This window comes from [Clostridium] scindens ATCC 35704 (genome assembly GCF_004295125.1).
Taxonomy (GTDB): domain Bacteria; phylum Bacillota; class Clostridia; order Lachnospirales; family Lachnospiraceae; genus Clostridium_AP; species Clostridium_AP scindens.
On the sequence record NZ_CP036170.1, the window covers coordinates 1,637,015 to 1,654,704 of the forward strand.

At 42.9% G+C, this 17,690-nt stretch carries 16 protein-coding genes, 3 pseudogenes and 1 riboswitch; of the genes and pseudogenes, 9 read left to right on the forward strand and 10 right to left on the reverse strand.

All coding sequences use genetic code 11. The features are described from left to right. The 8 genes and pseudogenes from HDCHBGLK_RS08440 to HDCHBGLK_RS20260 form a co-directional block, all read left to right on the forward strand. Positions 1 to 975: an ABC transporter permease gene (locus HDCHBGLK_RS08440; protein ID WP_004608485.1), complete on the forward strand. Its 975-nt coding sequence runs from the start codon at positions 1 to 3 to the stop codon at positions 973 to 975. An 18-nt stretch (positions 976 to 993) separates the two neighbouring features. Further along, entirely contained in the window at positions 994 to 2,004 is a 1,011-nt protein-coding gene (locus HDCHBGLK_RS08445) for an NAD(P)-dependent alcohol dehydrogenase (protein WP_004608484.1), read from the forward strand. A 62-nt stretch (positions 2,005 to 2,066) separates the two neighbouring features. Next, positions 2,067 to 2,459, forward strand: coding sequence for a cupin domain-containing protein (locus HDCHBGLK_RS08450; RefSeq protein WP_004608483.1), 393 nt, complete (start codon positions 2,067 to 2,069; stop codon positions 2,457 to 2,459). 30 nt (positions 2,460 to 2,489) lie between these two features. After that, entirely contained in the window at positions 2,490 to 4,022 is a 1,533-nt protein-coding gene (xylB, locus tag HDCHBGLK_RS08455) for a xylulokinase (RefSeq protein ID WP_050755159.1), read from the forward strand. 29 nt (positions 4,023 to 4,051) lie between these two features. After that, positions 4,052 to 6,034 carry a transketolase gene (tkt, locus tag HDCHBGLK_RS08460; RefSeq protein ID WP_004608481.1) on the forward strand — a complete coding sequence of 661 codons (1,983 nt, stop codon included), beginning with the start codon at positions 4,052 to 4,054 and terminating at the stop codon, positions 6,032 to 6,034. 156 nt (positions 6,035 to 6,190) lie between these two features. Next, positions 6,191 to 6,409: pseudogene (locus HDCHBGLK_RS20190) on the forward strand (helix-turn-helix domain-containing protein); the annotation flags it as partial. 174 nt (positions 6,410 to 6,583) lie between these two features. Next, positions 6,584 to 7,275: pseudogene (locus HDCHBGLK_RS08470) on the forward strand (type IV secretory system conjugative DNA transfer family protein); the annotation flags it as partial. A gap of 91 nt (positions 7,276 to 7,366) precedes the next feature. Beyond that, a pseudogene (locus HDCHBGLK_RS20260) lies at positions 7,367 to 7,453 on the forward strand (recombinase family protein); the annotation flags it as partial. Between the two features lie 464 nt (positions 7,454 to 7,917). Here the strand turns inward: HDCHBGLK_RS20260 and HDCHBGLK_RS08475 are convergent. From HDCHBGLK_RS08475 to HDCHBGLK_RS08510, 10 genes are all read right to left on the reverse strand, one after another. After that, positions 7,918 to 8,844: a cation diffusion facilitator family transporter gene (locus HDCHBGLK_RS08475; RefSeq protein WP_004608475.1), complete on the reverse strand. Its 927-nt coding sequence runs from the start codon at positions 8,842 to 8,844 to the stop codon at positions 7,918 to 7,920. Between the two features lie 111 nt (positions 8,845 to 8,955). After that, positions 8,956 to 9,051: riboswitch (NiCo riboswitch) on the reverse strand. Positions 9,052 to 9,250: 199 nt separating this feature from the next. Beyond that, positions 9,251 to 9,619, reverse strand: a complete 369-nt coding sequence (locus tag HDCHBGLK_RS08480; RefSeq protein WP_009249789.1) for a YkvA family protein — start codon at positions 9,617 to 9,619, stop codon at positions 9,251 to 9,253. A gap of 15 nt (positions 9,620 to 9,634) precedes the next feature. Then, entirely contained in the window at positions 9,635 to 11,281 is a 1,647-nt protein-coding gene (locus tag HDCHBGLK_RS08485) for an ABC transporter ATP-binding protein (RefSeq protein WP_318586138.1), read from the reverse strand. Further along, the gene (locus tag HDCHBGLK_RS08490) at positions 11,229 to 13,019 is read right to left on the reverse strand and encodes an ABC transporter ATP-binding protein (RefSeq protein WP_004608471.1); all 1,791 of its coding nucleotides are present in this window, start codon (positions 13,017 to 13,019) and stop codon (positions 11,229 to 11,231) included. The genes HDCHBGLK_RS08485 and HDCHBGLK_RS08490 overlap by 53 nt, the downstream gene beginning before the upstream one ends. Further along, positions 13,016 to 13,489: a MarR family winged helix-turn-helix transcriptional regulator gene (locus tag HDCHBGLK_RS08495; protein WP_039910082.1), complete on the reverse strand. Its 474-nt coding sequence runs from the start codon at positions 13,487 to 13,489 to the stop codon at positions 13,016 to 13,018. The genes HDCHBGLK_RS08490 and HDCHBGLK_RS08495 overlap by 4 nt, the downstream gene beginning before the upstream one ends. Before the next feature lie 263 nt (positions 13,490 to 13,752). Then, positions 13,753 to 14,343: a hypothetical protein gene (locus HDCHBGLK_RS19705; RefSeq protein WP_004608467.1), complete on the reverse strand. Its 591-nt coding sequence runs from the start codon at positions 14,341 to 14,343 to the stop codon at positions 13,753 to 13,755. 105 nt (positions 14,344 to 14,448) lie between these two features. Then, positions 14,449 to 14,892: a MobA/MobL family protein gene (locus HDCHBGLK_RS19710; protein ID WP_330362667.1), complete on the reverse strand. Its 444-nt coding sequence runs from the start codon at positions 14,890 to 14,892 to the stop codon at positions 14,449 to 14,451. Between the two features lies 1 nt (position 14,893). Next, a complete protein-coding gene (locus tag HDCHBGLK_RS19715; protein ID WP_082210567.1) occupies positions 14,894 to 15,160 on the reverse strand; it encodes a MobA/MobL family protein in 267 nt (88 codons plus the stop codon). A 301-nt stretch (positions 15,161 to 15,461) separates the two neighbouring features. After that, positions 15,462 to 16,604, reverse strand: coding sequence for a sensor histidine kinase (locus tag HDCHBGLK_RS08505; RefSeq protein ID WP_004608463.1), 1,143 nt, complete (start codon positions 16,602 to 16,604; stop codon positions 15,462 to 15,464). Next, positions 16,601 to 17,278, reverse strand: a complete 678-nt coding sequence (locus HDCHBGLK_RS08510) for a response regulator transcription factor (RefSeq protein ID WP_004608462.1) — start codon at positions 17,276 to 17,278, stop codon at positions 16,601 to 16,603. The genes HDCHBGLK_RS08505 and HDCHBGLK_RS08510 overlap by 4 nt, the downstream gene beginning before the upstream one ends. Positions 17,279 to 17,524: 246 nt before the next feature. On the opposite strand from HDCHBGLK_RS08510, the gene HDCHBGLK_RS08515 reads away from it, so the two are divergent. Then, a complete protein-coding gene (locus HDCHBGLK_RS08515; RefSeq protein ID WP_004608461.1) occupies positions 17,525 to 17,689 on the forward strand; it encodes a CD1871A family CXXC motif-containing protein in 165 nt (54 codons plus the stop codon). Position 17,690: the final 1 nt, after the last annotated feature.

Genomic DNA, 17,690 nt, shown 5'->3' on the forward strand with positions numbered 1-17,690 from the left:
ATGAAAAAAAATACAAAAAACTGGAAATTAAAAGTAATAGATAATATTGTATGGGTGTTATTGTTAATTGGAGTTATCGTGTTTATCATCTTAAAACCAAACTATTTTAATCCGATTGCAAACCCTAGTTTATATTTGAATATCCCAATGCAGGCTTCTGTAATGGGCGTTATGACAATCGGTCTTGCCGGAACGATTCTTCTCGGTGACATTGATCTTTCCTGCGTAGGTATCATGGCAGTATCTGCAGCAACAGGTATCCTGATATTCAAGAATGGAATTGTTCCTATCCCAATCGCTATGATTATCATTCTGATTATGGGTGCTTTACTTGGATTTGTCAACGGTGTTCTGATTGCAAAGCTGAAAGCAGTTGCGTTGATTGAAACACTGGCAATGAATACTCTGTTAGCCGGAGTTGTGCTTGCGATTACAAGAGGACGCACCATTACAATTAATGAAAAAGGATATACCATCCTCGGACAGGGAAAAATTGGTGGGTTTCTTCCATTCCTGGTAATCATCTTTTTGCTGGTTTATATAATCATGTACTTTGTATGGAACAGAACAGCTCTTGGAAGAAGCCTCTTTGCAGTAGGTGGAAATGCAAGATGTGCGAAGGTATCTGGTATTAACGTAGACCGGATCAGAATTGCAGCATTTACAATCTCTGGTTTAATGGCAGGTCTTGCAGGTCTGATGCTTTCCTCTAAGATGGGATCTATCAACAGTGTATTCGGTTCCTCTTATTCGATGGATATCATTGCAGCAGCTGTAATCGGTGGTACATCTCTTGCCGGAGGTGTTGGAAAAGTATCAGGAGTTCTGGGTGGAGTACTGCTTCTGAACTTCATTCAGGTAGGTCTTCAGGTATTCGGAATGGATTCCTATTATGTTGAGGCAGCAACTGGTCTTATTATCCTGCTTGCAGTTCTGATCGACTCCTTCCGAGTGCGTCTGTCTAACAAAGAATAAAGATAGGAGGGGTGAAGCGTGAAAGCGATATATTTGGATAAAATTAATACATTTTCAGAAAAAGAACTGGCGAAGCCTGAGTGTGGAGAACGTCAGGTACTGGTTCGGATGAAAGCTGTCGGTGTGTGTGGTTCCGATGTTCATTACTGGAAAAACGGACGTATCGGACAGTTTGTGGTAGAAGAACCGCTGATTCTTGGTCATGAGTGTTCCGGAGTTATTACTGATGTCGGAGAGAAAGTATCTAAATTCGCTGTCGGAGACAGAGTCGTGCTTGAACCGGGAATTCCATGTATGAAATGTGAACATTGTCTGAAAGGCCGTTATAATCTGTGCCAGAATATCGTGTTCTTTGCAACTCCACCTGATGATGGTGTTCTGGTAGAAGAAATTGCTTATGATGAAGATTATGTATTCAAGATTCCGGATGAAGTCACAGACTATGGTCTTGCTACAATGGCAGAGCCACTGTCCGTAGGACTCTTTGCCACACAGAGAATTAAACCGGCTCTTGGCGAAAAAGCAATTATCTTTGGTGCCGGAATCATTGGAATCACCTGTCTGCTTGCAGCAAAAGCAGCAGGCTGTAAGGATATTACCGTGGCAGATATTCGTGATGACAGATTGGCATGTGCAAAAGAGATGGGTGCAGATCAGGTTGTAAATACCATGAAAGATCAGATCCCGGATAATACATTTGATTTTGGATATGAGGCAACAGGAGCAGATGCCTGCTATAATCTGGCAGTCAAATGCATTAAGCCCGGTGGACGAATTGCCATGATTGGAATGGGACCGGAGATACAGAAAGTAGATATGGTGGATTACGTTTGTAAAGAAATTACCATCGTTCCTTCCTTCCGTTATTCGAATACATATCCGTTGGTACTTGATCTTCTGAAAGATAATCAGGAGAAACTGAAACAGCTGATCACACATTGTGTTCCTTTCTCTCTGGAAGGTGTAGAGGAAGCGTTCCATATTGCGTCGGAAGACCCGTCTGCTGTAAAGGTTGTCGTTGAATTTTAATAAGTTAAAACAGTAAGTAATAAAAAATAAATATATAACTATAAAGAAAGAGGTGTTAGTTTATGAAGCATGTTGTTAATGTAGCTACAGGAAGGGAGCCGGATACTGATCCAAGAAGTTTAAGAGCAAGAGTTTTGCCGAGAGAGAAAGAAGTATTAAGAGATACTTATTATCTGATCGATCGTAAAGCAGGACCATCCAAACGTCTGACATGTGGACATACAACCATATATCCGACAGGAACAACAACAGGTCATGCGCATGAGGATATGGAAGAAATTTACTACTTTATCTCCGGTGAGGGAATTATGGTAGTAGGAGAGGACAGATTCCCGGTAAAGGCCGGTGATGCATGCTATGTTCCGCCAGGAGCATATCATACAACCATTCAGACAGGTATTCTTCCATTAACATTTGTATGGAATACCTGTCTGGTTGACGGAGACGAAGAATAACTATCGGATATACACATGAGGTGAATGAGTATGAAACAGTATGTTGCAGCGATGGATATTGGTACCAGCGGGTGCAAATCTATCATCGTGGATGATGAAGGTCAGGTTGTGTCTTCTGTTATAGAAGAGTATCCTTTATATTCACCAAAACCGGGCTGGAATGAACAGGATCCGATGGACTGGTGGGTTGGCGCATATACCAGCCTTCATAAGGCAATTGACAAAAGTGGAATCGATGCAGGGAATATCAAGTCTCTCAGCTTTTCAGGTCAGATGCATGGACTGGTTGCCATGGATAAAGATGGCAATGTCATCCGAAGAGCATTCCTCTGGAATGATCAGCGATGTGCAAAGCAATGTCAGGAGCTTCTGCAGGATCTTGGCGGATTTGAAGAATTGCGTCGTTTTACGAACAATAATATGCTTCCTGGATACCAGGGAGGAAAGATTCTGTGGCTGAGAGAAGTTGAGCCGGAGAATTATCAGAAGATGAAAAAGGCAATCCTTCCAAAGGATTATCTCCGTTATCAGCTGACGGGCGAATACTGTACGGATGCATCTGATGCATCCGGAACGGGATTCTTTGATGTGGAAAAACGAGAACACAGCTGGGAACTGCTGGATCGGCTGAATATTCCGAGAGACCTGTTCCCGCCGGTAGTTGAATCCAGTGAAGTAACGGGAGTTGTAACAAAAGAAGCAGCAGAACTTACTGGACTGAAGCCAGGAACTCCGGTTGTAGGCGGTGGTGGTGACAGTGTTATCCAGACAACCGGTATGGGCCTGATCCGTGAGGGTATCCTTGGCCTGACTCTGGGAACCGGCGGAATTGTAGCAATGGGAATGTCTCAGTATATTGAAAATCACGATCAGACATTACAATTCTTCTGTAATAACCAGAAAGATCTGTATCATGTTATGGGTGTTATGCTTGCCTGCGGTGGAAGTTATCAGTGGTACAGAAATACATTCTGTAAAGGTGAGATGGCAGAAGCAAAGGCACAGGGACTGGATCCATATGATATCCTGAATCAGGGAGCAGAAGCTTCCAGTCCGGGTTCCAGAGGATTGATCTATCTTCCTTACCTTTCAGGAGAGCGTGCGCCATATACAGATCCAAACCTAAGAGGCTGCTTTATTGGTATGACTCAGAGTCATTGTAAAGGTGATATTACCAGATCAGTGATGGAAGGCATCGGATACGGAATGAAACAGATTGGAGAGGCGATTCTTCAGTTGAAGCCGGTACCGCTTGACAGAATAATTGTGTCCGGCGGCGGAAGCAGAAGTAATCTGTGGCGTCAGATTCTGAGTGATATCTTCCAACTTCCGGTATATACGGTTAGCGGAGCAAAAGAAGGCGGCGCTTATGGTGCATGTCTGGTTGGCGGTGTCGGTGCCGGTATTTGGAAAGATCTGGATGACGCATGCTCAACGATGAAGGTGATGACCGAGAATCTTCCGAATCCAGATAACAAGGCTGTATATGAAGAAATGTATCATATCTATTCGGATATGGTTCCGACATTAAAGAATCAGTTTGATCGACTTTCAGTAATATAGGAAGAATAAGAAAAAAGTGAGGTAGCGAAATGAACCATATAGATAACTTATCAATTAATGCAATTCGAGTTCTGTCTGCGGATGCGATTCAAAAAGCCAAGTCAGGACATCCAGGCCTGCCGCTCGGTGCTGCACCTATCGCTTATGAGTTATGGGCACACCACATGAATCATAATCCGGCGAATCCGGACTGGCGTAACAGAGACCGTTTTATTCTCTCTGGCGGACATGGATCTATGTTGTTATATTCTCTTCTGTATCTTTACAGATATGGTGATATGACACTTGATGACCTTAAAGAATTCAGACGGCTGGATTCCAAGACTCCGGGACATCCGGAATACAGACATACAGTTGGTGTAGAAGCAACAACAGGACCGCTTGGTGCCGGTATGGGTATGGCTGTAGGTATGGCGATCGCAGAAAAGCATCTTGCTTCTGTATTCAATAAAGAGGGCTACCCGGTCATTGACCATTATACATATGCACTGGGTGGAGATGGATGTATGATGGAAGGAATTTCATCAGAGGCATTCTCACTGGCAGGCACACTTGGATTATCCAAACTGATCATCCTGTATGATTCTAACAATATCTCAATTGAAGGATCTACGGATATTGCATTTACAGAAGACGTACAGAAGAGAATGGAATCTTTTGGATTCCAGACTCTGGAAGTAGCAGACGGCAATGATATTGATGCAGTCGGAAAAGCAATTGAAGAAGCAAAAGCAGATACCGAACATCCATCATTCATTACGATTCATACAGAAATTGGATATGGATGCCCCAATAAGCAGGGAAAAGCAAGTGCACATGGAGAACCTCTGGGTGAAGAAAATGTGAAAGAGATGAAGGAAACTCTGGGATGGACTTCTCAGGAGCCGTTCTATGTTCCGGATGAAGTATATGCACATTATAAAGAATTAAGAGACGCTCTTGCAGAAAAAGAAGAAGAGTGGAACAAGATGTATGCAGAATACTGCGAGAAATTCCCTGAAATGAAAGAACTCATGGAACAGTATTTTGAATGCGATTGTGAAGCAATCTTAAAAGATAACGAAGAATTCTGGAAGAGAGGAGAAAAGCCGGAAGCAACCAGAGCAATCTCCGGAAGAATTCTGAATACGATCAAGGATAGCGTTCCGAATCTTATGGGAGGTTCTGCTGACCTTGCTCCATCCAACAAGACATACCTGAATGATAAGGGAGATTTCTCGGCAGATTGCCCATCCGGCAGAAATATGCATTTTGGTGTAAGAGAGCTTGCAATGGGAGCAATTGGAAATGGTATGATGCTTCATGGAGGACTGCACAGCTATGTTGCAACGTTCTTTGTATTCAGCGATTACATTAAACCAATGGCACGTTTGTCTTCGATTATGAAGGTTCCGATGACTTATGTATATTCTCACGACAGTATCGGAGTTGGAGAAGACGGACCGACGCATGAACCGATCGAGCAGCTTGCAATGTTCCGTGCAATGCCGAACTTCCATGTGTTCAGACCATGTGATGCGGTTGAGACTGAGGCCGCATGGTATAGTGCATTGACATCAAAAGAAACACCAACTGCAATCGTACTGACCAGACAGAATCTGGCGCCAATGGCAGGCAGCAGTAAAGATGCTCTGAAGGGTGGTTATATTCTGGAAGACTGCGAAGGAACACCAGATATGATCCTGATCGCAACCGGATCTGAAGTAGAACTGGCAGCAGGAGCAAAGAGTGTACTTGAGGAAAAAGGTAAGAAAGTTCGTCTTGTATCCATGCCATGTGTGGATATCTTCGAGGAACAGACGGATGAATACAAAGAGAGGGTTCTTCCGAAGGACGTAACAAAGAGAGTATCTGTAGAGGCTCTGTCTACGTTCGGCTGGGACCGTTATGTCGGACCGGAGGGAAAAGCAATCGGTATGACAACCTTTGGCGCAAGCGGACCATACAAAACATTGTTTGAGTTTTTTGGATTTACGGTAGATGCAATCGTAGAGGCAGCAGAGAGTCTGTAAATTCGATATAGAATATGATATGATAAAAGGGGCTGTCGGGAAATGATATGCTCCCTTCTAGGTAGACAAGTGAAATAATAAAAACTTGTCACTTAGGAGGGAGCATACTTTATGTCAAAGTAGACGATATCTGCTAAAGATAAAATATCTGCGGTTATGCTATATTTTGAGGGAAATGTTTCCCAGCATCAATTGGCAGAACGGTTAGAGGTGAGTCTTGCTACTGTCCAACAATGGATTCGTAATTATGAATCTATGGGGGAAGATGCATTTCTAATGAAACACTATAAACGATATTCAAAAGAACTGAAACTCCAAGCGGTGCAGGAATATTTGGCAGGCTATGGATCGCAAGGCGATATTTGCAAAAAATACGGAATTCGTTCAAAAAGCAAGTTGCAAAAGTGGATAAAGCAGTATAATGGTTATGAAGTCTTTAAATCATACGGAACAGGAGGTTCCCAGATCATGACCAAGGGAAGAAAAACTAAATTTGAAGAACGAGTTGAAATAGTACAGTATTGCATCGCACATGACCGTAATTATGTCGAAACAGCCAAACAATATCAGGTATCTTATCAACAGGCACGTAGTTACACTGTTAAATATGACGCTGGTGGGGTGGAAGTTTTAAGAGATAATCGTGGTAAACGAAAAAATCATGATGAGATGAGTAACCGCCCAAAAGACCCCAAGACCGCGCGGAACAAGAACGTGCTGGTGGTGGGCGGCTCCGGCTCCGGTAAGACCCGGTTTTTCATTAAGCCCAACCTCATGCAGTTCCACAGCTCGTATGTGGTCACTGACCCAAAAGGCAGCATCGCCGTCGAGTGAGGCAAACTCATGCTCTGCAATGGGTACAAGGTGAAAATCTTCAATTCCATCAACTTCAAAAAGTCCATGCACTACAACCCTTTCTCGTATATCCACAGCGAGAAGGATATTTTGAAGTTGGTAAATACCTTAATCTTCAACACCAAGGGGGACGGAAAATCCGGCGACGACTTTTGGCAGAAGGCGGGAACGCTGCTCTATACCGCCTTAATCGGCTACATCCACTATGAAGCGCCCGAGGAGGAGCAGAATTCCGCAACGCTCATTGAGTTCATCAACGCCATGGAGGCGCGGAGGATGATGAGACCTTTGAGAACAATGTGGATTTGGCCTTCAAGAAGCTGGGACAGCGGGAGCCGAATCACTTCGCCGTGCGGCAATATAAGAAATACAAGCTGGCGGCGGGAGATGTATGCTCTAAGTGACTTCTTAATCATGGTTTTTATCATGGTTAGTGAAGGGAACACTTAGAGCATTTTCATTTCAGGAGGTACAGCCATGAGAAACGAAAAAATCACCCCACTGTATGAGCGATTGAGCCGCGATGATGAATTGCAGGGCGAGAGCAACAGCATATCCAATCAAGACGGGATTTGTCAAGGTGTTTTTCTGTAAAAGAATATAAGTTTCAAAACCTATCTCAAAAATCACAATAATTTCCCCTTGATATGGCTGTTTTTCAAAATCCGTTTTGGGCAACTGTTCTTGCTTCATTTACACTTTCCACAATCGGAACAGACATTACAAATGAGCCGGCTTCCACACTTATCACAGTTGTTTCCATAAAACGGTACATATAATTCGTCTTTCGGAATATCTGCTCAAAACAGTCGGTAAGTTTCCATTCAATAGGCTTACCGACAGACTTCCACCAAAAATCAGATAAGCCCACAAAATTACCTGAAGAAGAAACAGCAGAATAAGGGTTGCCCGCCCTCGAATTTAGCCAGCCTCCCTTCTTTGTACCCGTTTCCGATACAAGTAATAAAACAATATGGAAAGTCCGGCAGGAAGTATTTTTGCCCCGCAGAAATCCCAAACATCTGATTTTATTCCTCCTGTTCTGTGGGATTTACATGAACCATAATGTGTTTCGTATCCAGAAAGTGTGTTTCTACACTGTTATGAACGTGCTCTGCAATATCGTGGCTTTCACGCAGAGATTTATTGCCATCTACTTGAATTTCGGTATCAATATACACCTTGTTGCCGAACATACGAGTATGAATCATATCTACACATATGACATCAGGTTGCGTTTCGATAAACTGTCTTAGTTCTGCTTCGTATTCCTCGCCACAGGAAGTATCAAGCATTTTTACAATAGCATCCTTTAAAATATCAAAGGATACCTTCAAAATAAACAGACAAATAACAAGACTTGTTATGCTGTCCATAATAGGAAAGCCAAGCATTGCTCCGCCGATACCAATTAGCGAGCCTACTGAAGAAAACGCATCGGAACGATGATGCCACGCATCTGCCATAAAAGCGGCAGAGCCGATAAGTTTTGCGTAGTGGCGGGTGTACCAATACATAGCTTCCTTGCCGACAATAGAAATAATTGCCGCAATTAAAGCAATAACACCGGGGACTGCCAGTGAGCCATAATTGCCCGAAATAATGTTTTGCAGTCCAACCTTACCAACACCCAAGCCTGTTACCATAAGCAATAGACCCAAAAACAGCGACGCTACACATTCTATACGCTCATGTCCGTAAGGGTGGGAATTATCAGGCGCTTTTTTAGAAATTTTCACGCCGATAAAGGCAATTATTGTTGTAAGCACATCCGAAAATGAATGAATAGCATCGGAAATCATAGCCCTTGAATGTCCAAAAATTCCGGCAAAGAGCTTAAAACCCGATAAAACAGCATTTCCGATAACGCTCACTAATGATAAGTTTCTGATTACTTTTGCTTCGTTGACGGCGCACCCGTCATTTTTTGTGTTTACTTCTTTTTTGGTTGTCATAAAAGAATCCTCCTTGTTCTGCTTTAATGCAGATGTGATTTTTCTCTTATAGGCACCCCATTTGAGATAGTGCGTTCACACAGATATAAAAAACACACCTGTGGAACATACAACTGTCCCACAGATGTGCTGAAATTGCAATCTGCTGCCACAAAAGCGGCCCGGCCCCATGACCTAAAGGTTCATCGCCTGCTCAGTTTGTACTGTTGATCTCGCATTCCTTTTGGAATGTAATGCAGTGCAAAGAATTTTTTATTATACTATATACATATTAAATTGTCAATAATTTTCTTGATTTTTCGTGAATTTCCGTAGTTTTTGCTGTAATCTATAATATGTTTTTGTCGTATTTCTTCTTGTGCTTTCTGTTGAAAAAGATATAAAACGCAACAATCAAAGTTCTGTTTTATAACCATATTGCTTTCACAATCAGCCATACAATCAATACCCAAATCAGTATCACAGGTATCGCATAATACCATTTCTTTGGCTTTCCGTTATCCCATAGACCTTCTGACTCAATCTTGCTTTGCTCCCAGATATCCCTTGGAATAAATTTAACTGTCATTGCCACAAGCAAAGGCAATACAATTATATCATCCAAATATCCCAGTATAGGTACAAAGTCCGAAACTAAATCAACAGGAGATAATGCATATCCTACTGTCAAACCTGCAAATATTTTTGCAATGACCGGTGTTTCTTTCTTCTTTAATGCAATAAATACCCCTGGTACGTCTTTCTTTAACTTCTTGGTTTTATCTTTTATACTCAAATTATCATCCTCCAATCATTTGATTGCAATCTGTCGTCCGCCCGTCTGTTGATATAGTCTGTGGGAAATAGAGATTACTGTCCGATTTTCCGATGCTCTTTTCAGAACTTTCAACACAGACTGTTCTGTATCAGCATCTAAATTGGCAGTTATCTCATCCAGCAACAGCAGTTTCGGTTCTGAAGCGATTGCACGTGCAATGGACAAGAGCTGCCATTGCCCCTGCGAAAAAAGAGAGGAAGTACACGGTGTATTATAGCCTTTTTCTAATTTACAGATTGTGCTGTGTAACCCAACCGTAATTGCAGCCTTTTCTGCCATTTCTCGGTTAATTGATTCATCAAATAGGGTAATTTGCTCCAAAACGGTCCCAGGAATCATTCTAAAATGCTGTTCTACATATCCGAAGAACTTTCGTTTTATGTTATCAGGTAACTTGGAAGCGTCTTGACCATATATAAACACATTGCCTGAATCTGCTTTATATTGACCCAAAAGCAATTTGAAAATCGTGCTTTTTCCTGCTCCGGTTCTTCCGGATAAAGTGATTTGTTCCCCAGTATTTATTGTTAAGCTCAAATTGTTTAATATGGTGGAATTGGGCTCATATCCGAATGTGACATTCTGCAATTCCACGCAGGCACGATTACTTTCCATCAGCATATTCAAGTCTATATTTTCATCTGTTTCAAAACGCTCATCCAAAGATAAAAATTCATCAATACGATGTACGCCTGCTACGGCAGACTGTATGGTCTGAATTTCCATTCCGATACTTTCAAGTGGTCCAAAAATAGAACTGATATAATTGATAACTGCGACTGCCGTACCTACCGACATACCGAAAAAGCTTTGAATCCCGGGAACACCGGTTGCCGAAAGCAGCATAACTACTGCAACAACGAAAGCGTTAATAATCAAAATGATTGGAGAATAGACTGCATCATAGAAATTGGTCTTTTCTACTGCATTATAACTGTCCTGTATATGTTTATCATAGACTTCACACATATATTTTTCTTTACGAAGCGAATGAATTGTGCGAATAGATTTAATCGTTTCAGGAACATGGTTTGTCGCTTTTTCTACTGCAATACGATTGTCAATCTGAGCTGCCAACATTCGCTTTTGTACCATACGGGTAAATAGAAATATTAACGGTGTCAGCAATAATAAAACAAGTGCCAGTCCTTTGTTCTTAATGAAAAGAATAGCAAAAATGCTAATCACTTTGCAGGCATCTGCAAACATACTGATGATACCGGATGTGAATAAAGACTCTACGGTATCAACATCATTTACAAACCGTGAGACTACAGCACCCGGCTCTTGCTTTACGAACATATCTGCCGGAAGATTGGAAAACTTTTCACAAAGGGTACTCCTCAGCCCGTGGGTAATCTTCTGCCCGAAAACAACTAATAGACTTTCTCTTAAAGAGTCAAGGATACTTGTTAAAGCCAACAATACAAAATATGAAATTGCCAAGGGAATGGTAACAGTGCTGCCGGATGTCAACAGATTGATTATCTGTTCCAAGACTAACGGAGGTAAAAGAGCACTTATTACGGCTCCGACAACAGTAATTATAATTCCCAATGACAGGAGCTTATTCAGCTTCATTACATTCTGAGTGACTTGTATCAAACCCAACTTTTTCACTTTCAAAATCGCTTCCTCCTTCCTGAAGATTATAGATGTCGGAATATTCGCTACAACTGTTCATAAGCTCCTTGTGTGTGCCGACGGTTGTCGTTCCGTTTTCTATCCAAATGATTTTATCCAACTGCGGAAAAAGATAAAGACGATGGGAAATCAGAATCACAATGCTGTTTTTCGCTAATTCCTGCAAATGCTGAAAAATTTTCATTTCTGTTTGTCTGTCCAAAGCAGAAAATGGGTCATCCAATATCAGCAACGGTCTTGGATGCGCCAAGGTTCGTGCTAATCCGATACGTGCCTGTTGACCGCCGGAAAGACGAACACCTCCATTGCCGATAAAAGTATTCATGCCATCCGGCATTTTAGAAATTTCTTCATCTATGCAAACCGCCTTTAATAATGGTTCTATCTCTGTGTTTTTCCCTAACAGGATATTGTTCTGAATCGTTTCGCTTAATAGTTCAGGGTCGTGACCGAGATAACCGACTGTTTTACTTCGCCGTACATTGGAAAACTCTGAAAGCTCTTTCTTTCCAAAGCGAATACTGCCCTGATACGGATGTTCACACAGAAATGCCTGACCAAGTGTTGTCTTGCCGCAGGCAACTGCTCCTGTAACTCCGATGATTTCTCCGGGCCTTGCACTAAACGAAAGCCCACTGAATATTGACTCGTTTTCAAAATAGGATACCCCTAAGTCCCGCACTTCTAATGTATCGGGAGACACTATACATTCTGCTACTTGGTCTGGCACAAGTTTCATAAGTGGCTTGATGCGTTTCCAGGATACCTCTGCTTTTTGAACAGCATTGAACAACTTTGCCGCTTTTGAGGATTTTATTGCTAATTTCGTAAAACAGGAGATAAAGGTTGTAAACACAGCAATATCCCAGCTTGTCCATCCGTTACCCAGTATGTTTCTGCTTCCGAAATAGATAATGAATAAAACACTAACCATTGAAATAATTTGATAAATAGGCGGCATAGCTGCTACCCAAATATTTGCTTTCACAGCAGACTTTTCATAATCATTTAAATGCTCCTCAAACGCAATATTTCTTTGCGTTTCACACCCAAATACACGATACGTCAAAGCATTTGAGACACGGTCAAGGATTATGGCATTCAGTCGCCCACGGCTTTCTTGCGCCGCCGCTCCGTTTCTCTGCACAACAACCTTTAGCTTTTCAGCTATATAATAGGAAATCGGCGGAAAAATCAAACTGATTAAGGCTAATCGCCAATCGTATGTAAAGAGCAGAACAATATATGCGGCTAAAGCCACGCCCGTATCAAATACCTCGGTTGTAAACTTTCGCATACCCTCTGAGCAGGCGTCAACATCGGAGATGGCTTTGGTTATGATATTACCTATATTTTCACTTTCCAGTTCGGCTCTGGAATGGTGTATCAGCGTTCTGTATAGAATCTGTTTCATATTACGGTTGATATGATTTCCAAAGCGTCGCACATAAAAGCGTTTCATATAGCGGGCGAGCTGGACAACGGCTATCACGACCATATAGGCAACAACCAACCTCAACATATCGGAGAATGTCTTTGCTTTACCGAATATGTCAAATAAACATTGTGCTAATTTACCCTCAAACCAAGGACTGGCAAGCAGTCCTATATTATATATAATGCCTGTTATTGTTATAGCCAAAAGTATGCTCCATTCGGCTTTAAAATAGGACGAAAGCTTGTCTGGCTGCTTTACCACATTTTTTTGCTTCATTCTAACGTATCTCCGACTTGTAATTTCGAGGTAACATTCGGAAAACCATTTCTGCTCTCACGCTTTGAACGCTCATATAATGTATTTAAAACTTGGCAGAAATATGTTCTTTCATCTTCGGGTAGTTCGGCTAAGAGCCATTCGTAAAAGACAGCTTCAATGCCTGCTTTTGAATTTCTCAACTTCTCTGCTTTTTCGGTAGCATATAATAATTGGCTCCTTCCATCCTGCGGATTTTTCTCACGAGTAAGAAACCCTTTTGCCTCTAAACTGGCGGCTCTGCGAGCAGCAGCACCTTTGTCAATTTTTAATTTTTCTCTTATTTCCGCTTGTGTAATGCCCGGATTGTTCCGTACCAGATGAATAAAATCAAATTCGGCTGTTCCGATTCCTTCTTCTCTCATAGTATGAAGCGTGAGCTTGGAAACCTCACGAGCTATTTTCGTGATCTGTCGTTTTGATGCGTCCAAAGTGCGACCTCCTTTTTAAAAAAGATGTATCTACATCTTTTTTGGATGATACTACATCTATTTATCAATGTCAAGTCCGGTGCTTTATGCATTTGAGGATTGAACACTAAAGATTCTAAAATATACCCATGAATGTTATTATTTTATATGTCAATAATCGAAATCAGATTTCAGAAACTCTTCGCCTGCAAGGTAAGGCAGGAATGACATGGTCGTGGATTGAAAAACCAGACCGAGTTGGTTTTTATAAAAGGATATGACGATTATCGCTCCCAATTGTTCCTGTGCTTTTTCTTTGGCTGAGGACGATTCTGCCGCTGCTGATATCCCCGTTCCCTCTTGATTTGCCGGATTTCCTGGCTTTCGGCATATTCACCCAGATGCCGGGAAACGTCCCGCTTGCCGTCAGTCATTGTACTGTGGCTGTACTTATAGCTGTACTTTTCCTGTATTAAATGGACTGTTGCCTGTTCCATTTCGGGGCGCAGATTCTGCCGGGTATCGTACAGTTCCACGGGGTCAAACTGCTCAGCCTGGGCTTTCAAATCGGCATATTCCGCAAGGGCGTTTTCCAGTTCGGTAGAAAATTTCTGCTCCTGCTCGTCCAGAGTTTTCAAATTAGCTTCCATCAGCTCAACCTTTTTCTTTGCAGCTAAAACATCCTTGCTGTCCGTACAACTCATATTGTGCAGGAGAATCTCTTTTTCGGACTTCAATTCCTCCAACAGTTCGGTCAGATCTGCGATGCGGGCGGTCAATTCGTTTTTCTTAGGCACATTCCAGAACGGCAGTTCTTTTTTTTCTGCAAGGAGGACGGTGCGTTCTTTCTTGGCCGCCTGGATTTGTGTTACCACCTCGGCATAACGGTTCAGATTGATATTCCACGCTGCCGCAGATTCTTCAATGATTGCTTTTCCCCTGCGGATGTGGTTCGGCTGATAGCAGAAGATCAGCAGTTTTTACCGTAAGGTTTCCATAGCCTTTGCAAGCTCCGGCAGAGATTGAATAACTTTTTGCGTCAGTTCCTTAACGGCGGCTCTCAGTTCTCGGAGCAGAGCGTTGTCCGCCTTGATTTGCCGATTCAGCTCACAGCGGTCAGAAACAATACCCTTTTTCTCCATTGCTCTTGCCACTACGCCCTCGTGAACGGTTGGCCGCTCCAACAGCCTTCGCTCGGCGTGGCTGCGGTGGTCGACGCGGGCATCATGACCGTACTGTTTCAGATAGCGGTTGGTTACATCGGCCCACGCCTTACGCCACTGCACAAGTTGTTCCTCGCTGTTCCAACGCTCGGAGATGGGGTTCTGTCTGCCGAACTTGGTGCTTTTCGGGTGCTTGCTGGCTCGCTCATAACCGTGCTTCTCAGCTTCAGAGGGCGGCATATACACTTTCTTTCTGCCCACCTTATACGGATACTGCTTCTCCCATCCATCTGCCTGTGTCGCTTTGAACTCGGCGGCTTTCCTTTGTTTTTTCGTTTTCCTCTACGGCGTTCCATAGCACACCTCGGGCTTTCCATTCGGGCGGAGCAAACTCCGGCAAGAACACCTCTCGCCATACAAGCCCTTTCTTACGGGTGTAATCGTGCCTTACGGCATCGTAGTCGTTAAGAATATTGGTGCAGCTCAGATATGCGGATGATACCACAGCAGCTCCGCAGAGATGTGGCATTGTCCATAAGGCTCCCGCAGGAGCCGCATCCGCCTCGCAGAGCGCACGGTTGCCGGAGGCAATACCACCGCCCCTTCGGGGTGGTGAATAAGTGCACCCTATCCGAGTTCTCGGATAATGCGCCCTTTTTCTCCCCAAAATATAATGGCGGCTTTGGGATAGGAGGTTCTTATATATCCAAAGCCGTTGTTTTATTTTGGGGAGGAACCGTTGCTTCATTTTTGCCATCTATGCTGGACGGGCGCCTACTTTCACACTACATCCCTCCTGACATTTACCGAGCACAGGTATCTATATAATGTTAGCCCAATAAAAGGCTTAGCTCAATTTGTGTTCCCTGTGCTGAACTGTGAAGGACACAAACATCACCACCATGCTGTCGGGCGATTTCTTGTACAAGTGTCAAGCCAAGGCCCGCGCCTCCCATAGCGCGGCTTCTTGACTTATCCGCTCTAAAAAACGGTTCGAATATCTGCTCCCAGTCATTTTTATCGATTCCCGAACCCGTATCGGAGACAATTACCCTCGCATATTCATCATTCTCTTTGATTTCAACCGAAACCTCACCACCTTGATGATTATATTTAATTGCATTTTCAATTAGATTATAGATTGCTCTGTATATCAGCGTATCGCTGCCCATAATCTGTGCGTCGCCCGGCTTCTGAGTAAGGCTCACGCCCTTTTTATCTCCGACAGCCACTAAATCGCAGATAACCTCTTCGGTGAGCTCTGCAAGTGAGATATGGTCACTTCTTTTTGCTGACTGAAGCTCGGTCATTTCCAAAAGGATGTCTATTACATGGGATAAGCGGTCGGTCTGTGTCTTAACCATACCTATTGCCTCTTGATAGTCATCATTTCCGGGGTTCTTGTTTTTTTCAAACACCTCAACTTTGGTCTGCATAACCGCAAGAGGGGTGCGAAGTTCGTGCGCGGCGTTAGCGGAAAACTGCCTCTGTGCAGAAAAGGCATCGTTGAGCCTTTTGAGCATTCTGTTAAAAGCATCGGTAAGACGCACGATTTCAATAGAGTTACTCTCTAAGGCAATGGGCTGCTGCATGTTTTTTGCCTGAATATCCTGGATCTGCCTGCCAAGTTTCTGCAACGGGCGTAGCGCGTATCCTACAATAAAGTATATCAGGGTGCTGCTTATTAGCGTGATAATTGATGTTATGAGCAAACTCTTTCTCCAAAATTCTACCTGTGTGTTCTTAACCTTGTCAGAAAGATTCGCCGTCGTATCAAGATATAATTCAATATTCCCTGAGGAATCATTCGAAAAGAATTCCTTTGGAAATATGGCTATTACCGAATCTTCGATATCATCCATATACAGTACGGCAGATTTGCTGATAAAGTAGCTGAGAGTAAGACAGGACACAATTACCAGAAGTGCGGTCATTAATGTGAGCTTCCACTGAAGGGAGAGCCTTTTCTTCATTCGGATATGCCCCCTATCAGGTAGCCCTGCCCGATGCGATTAGTAATCGGATCATATCCCAAGGCCGCTCTCAACTTCTTGCGAAGCGCCGAAATATGCACACGGATGGAATTGCTGAAACTGTCGACGCTTCCATCCCACACATGCTGTATAAGCTCTTCCTGGCTTACTGGACGCTCCTGATGGAGCATAAGATACTCCAAAAGGCCTAGTTCTTTTCGCGTAAGTGATAGCTCTATCCCCCTTGCAAGAGCAGTGCGTGCCTTTGTATCAAGCGAAATTTCTCCACACTCGAGAACAAGATTATTCTGAACAACGCACCTTCGCGTAAGGCTTCGCACGCGAGCCTCGAGTTCCTCAAAATGAAATGGCTTACAGAGATAATCGTTAGCCCCTCCATCGAGTCCATCTATTTTGTCCTGAAGCTGGCCTCTTGCAGAAAGGATAAGTATGTTAGTTTCTGTGTCCTCCATACGTATTTTTTGAAGTACCTTCATTCCATCCATTCCCGGAAGATTCAAATCCAATATTATAAGGTCATAACTCTCCGACAGTATGATGTCCCAAGCAGTTTCCCCATCGAAGCAGGTGTCCACCTCATACCCGTCAAGTCGCAGTCCCTTTGCAATTGTCTTGCAGAGGGTCTTTTCGTCCTCGACTACCAATATTCTCATATTTGATATACACTCCTTTCGCTGTGCTTTATTTTTACTTACTGCCGGAAAAATTCTCGGCAGATTGTAGAAAAACTCATCATGTTTGAAATTAAGTTTTCAAAAATATTATAACATACGGGAAATAAAATTTCTGTTAAATAGATTTAAGAATTGTCTTTCTCTTAACAGGAACTTTATACCCGGTCTGCTATGCTTTCGTTGTCAGCAAAAATCAAATCAAAAAAAATAGAGGAGGGATAGCAAATGAAGTTTACCGGCAAATATTCGACTCGGGTAAAATTTGCAGCGCAACTGATGCTGATTGTTACGGCAACCGCCTTTGTGTGTTTAGGCGCATACCGTGGAGAGGTCGAAACCGTGTTTGCGAAAGCAATTCGTCTATGTTTGGAGTGTGTCGGAATTGGATAAG

Coding starts and splice junctions, on each gene's coding strand:
- tkt (WP_004608481.1), top strand. CDS start 4,052: ATGAACCATATAGATAACTTATCAATTAATGCAATTCGAGTTCTGTCT.
- HDCHBGLK_RS08450 (WP_004608483.1), top strand. CDS start 2,067: ATGAAGCATGTTGTTAATGTAGCTACAGGAAGGGAGCCGGATACTGAT.
- HDCHBGLK_RS19715 (WP_082210567.1), bottom strand. CDS start 15,160: ATGCCACATCTCTGCGGAGCTGCTGTGGTATCATCCGCATATCTGAGC.
- HDCHBGLK_RS08505 (WP_004608463.1), bottom strand. CDS start 16,604: ATGAAGAAAAGGCTCTCCCTTCAGTGGAAGCTCACATTAATGACCGCA.
- xylB (WP_050755159.1), top strand. CDS start 2,490: ATGAAACAGTATGTTGCAGCGATGGATATTGGTACCAGCGGGTGCAAA.
- HDCHBGLK_RS08440 (WP_004608485.1), top strand. CDS start 1: ATGAAAAAAAATACAAAAAACTGGAAATTAAAAGTAATAGATAATATT.
- HDCHBGLK_RS08515 (WP_004608461.1), top strand. CDS start 17,525: ATGAAGTTTACCGGCAAATATTCGACTCGGGTAAAATTTGCAGCGCAA.
- HDCHBGLK_RS08475 (WP_004608475.1), bottom strand. CDS start 8,844: ATGACAACCAAAAAAGAAGTAAACACAAAAAATGACGGGTGCGCCGTC.
- HDCHBGLK_RS08510 (WP_004608462.1), bottom strand. CDS start 17,278: ATGAGAATATTGGTAGTCGAGGACGAAAAGACCCTCTGCAAGACAATT.
- HDCHBGLK_RS08490 (WP_004608471.1), bottom strand. CDS start 13,019: ATGAAGCAAAAAAATGTGGTAAAGCAGCCAGACAAGCTTTCGTCCTAT.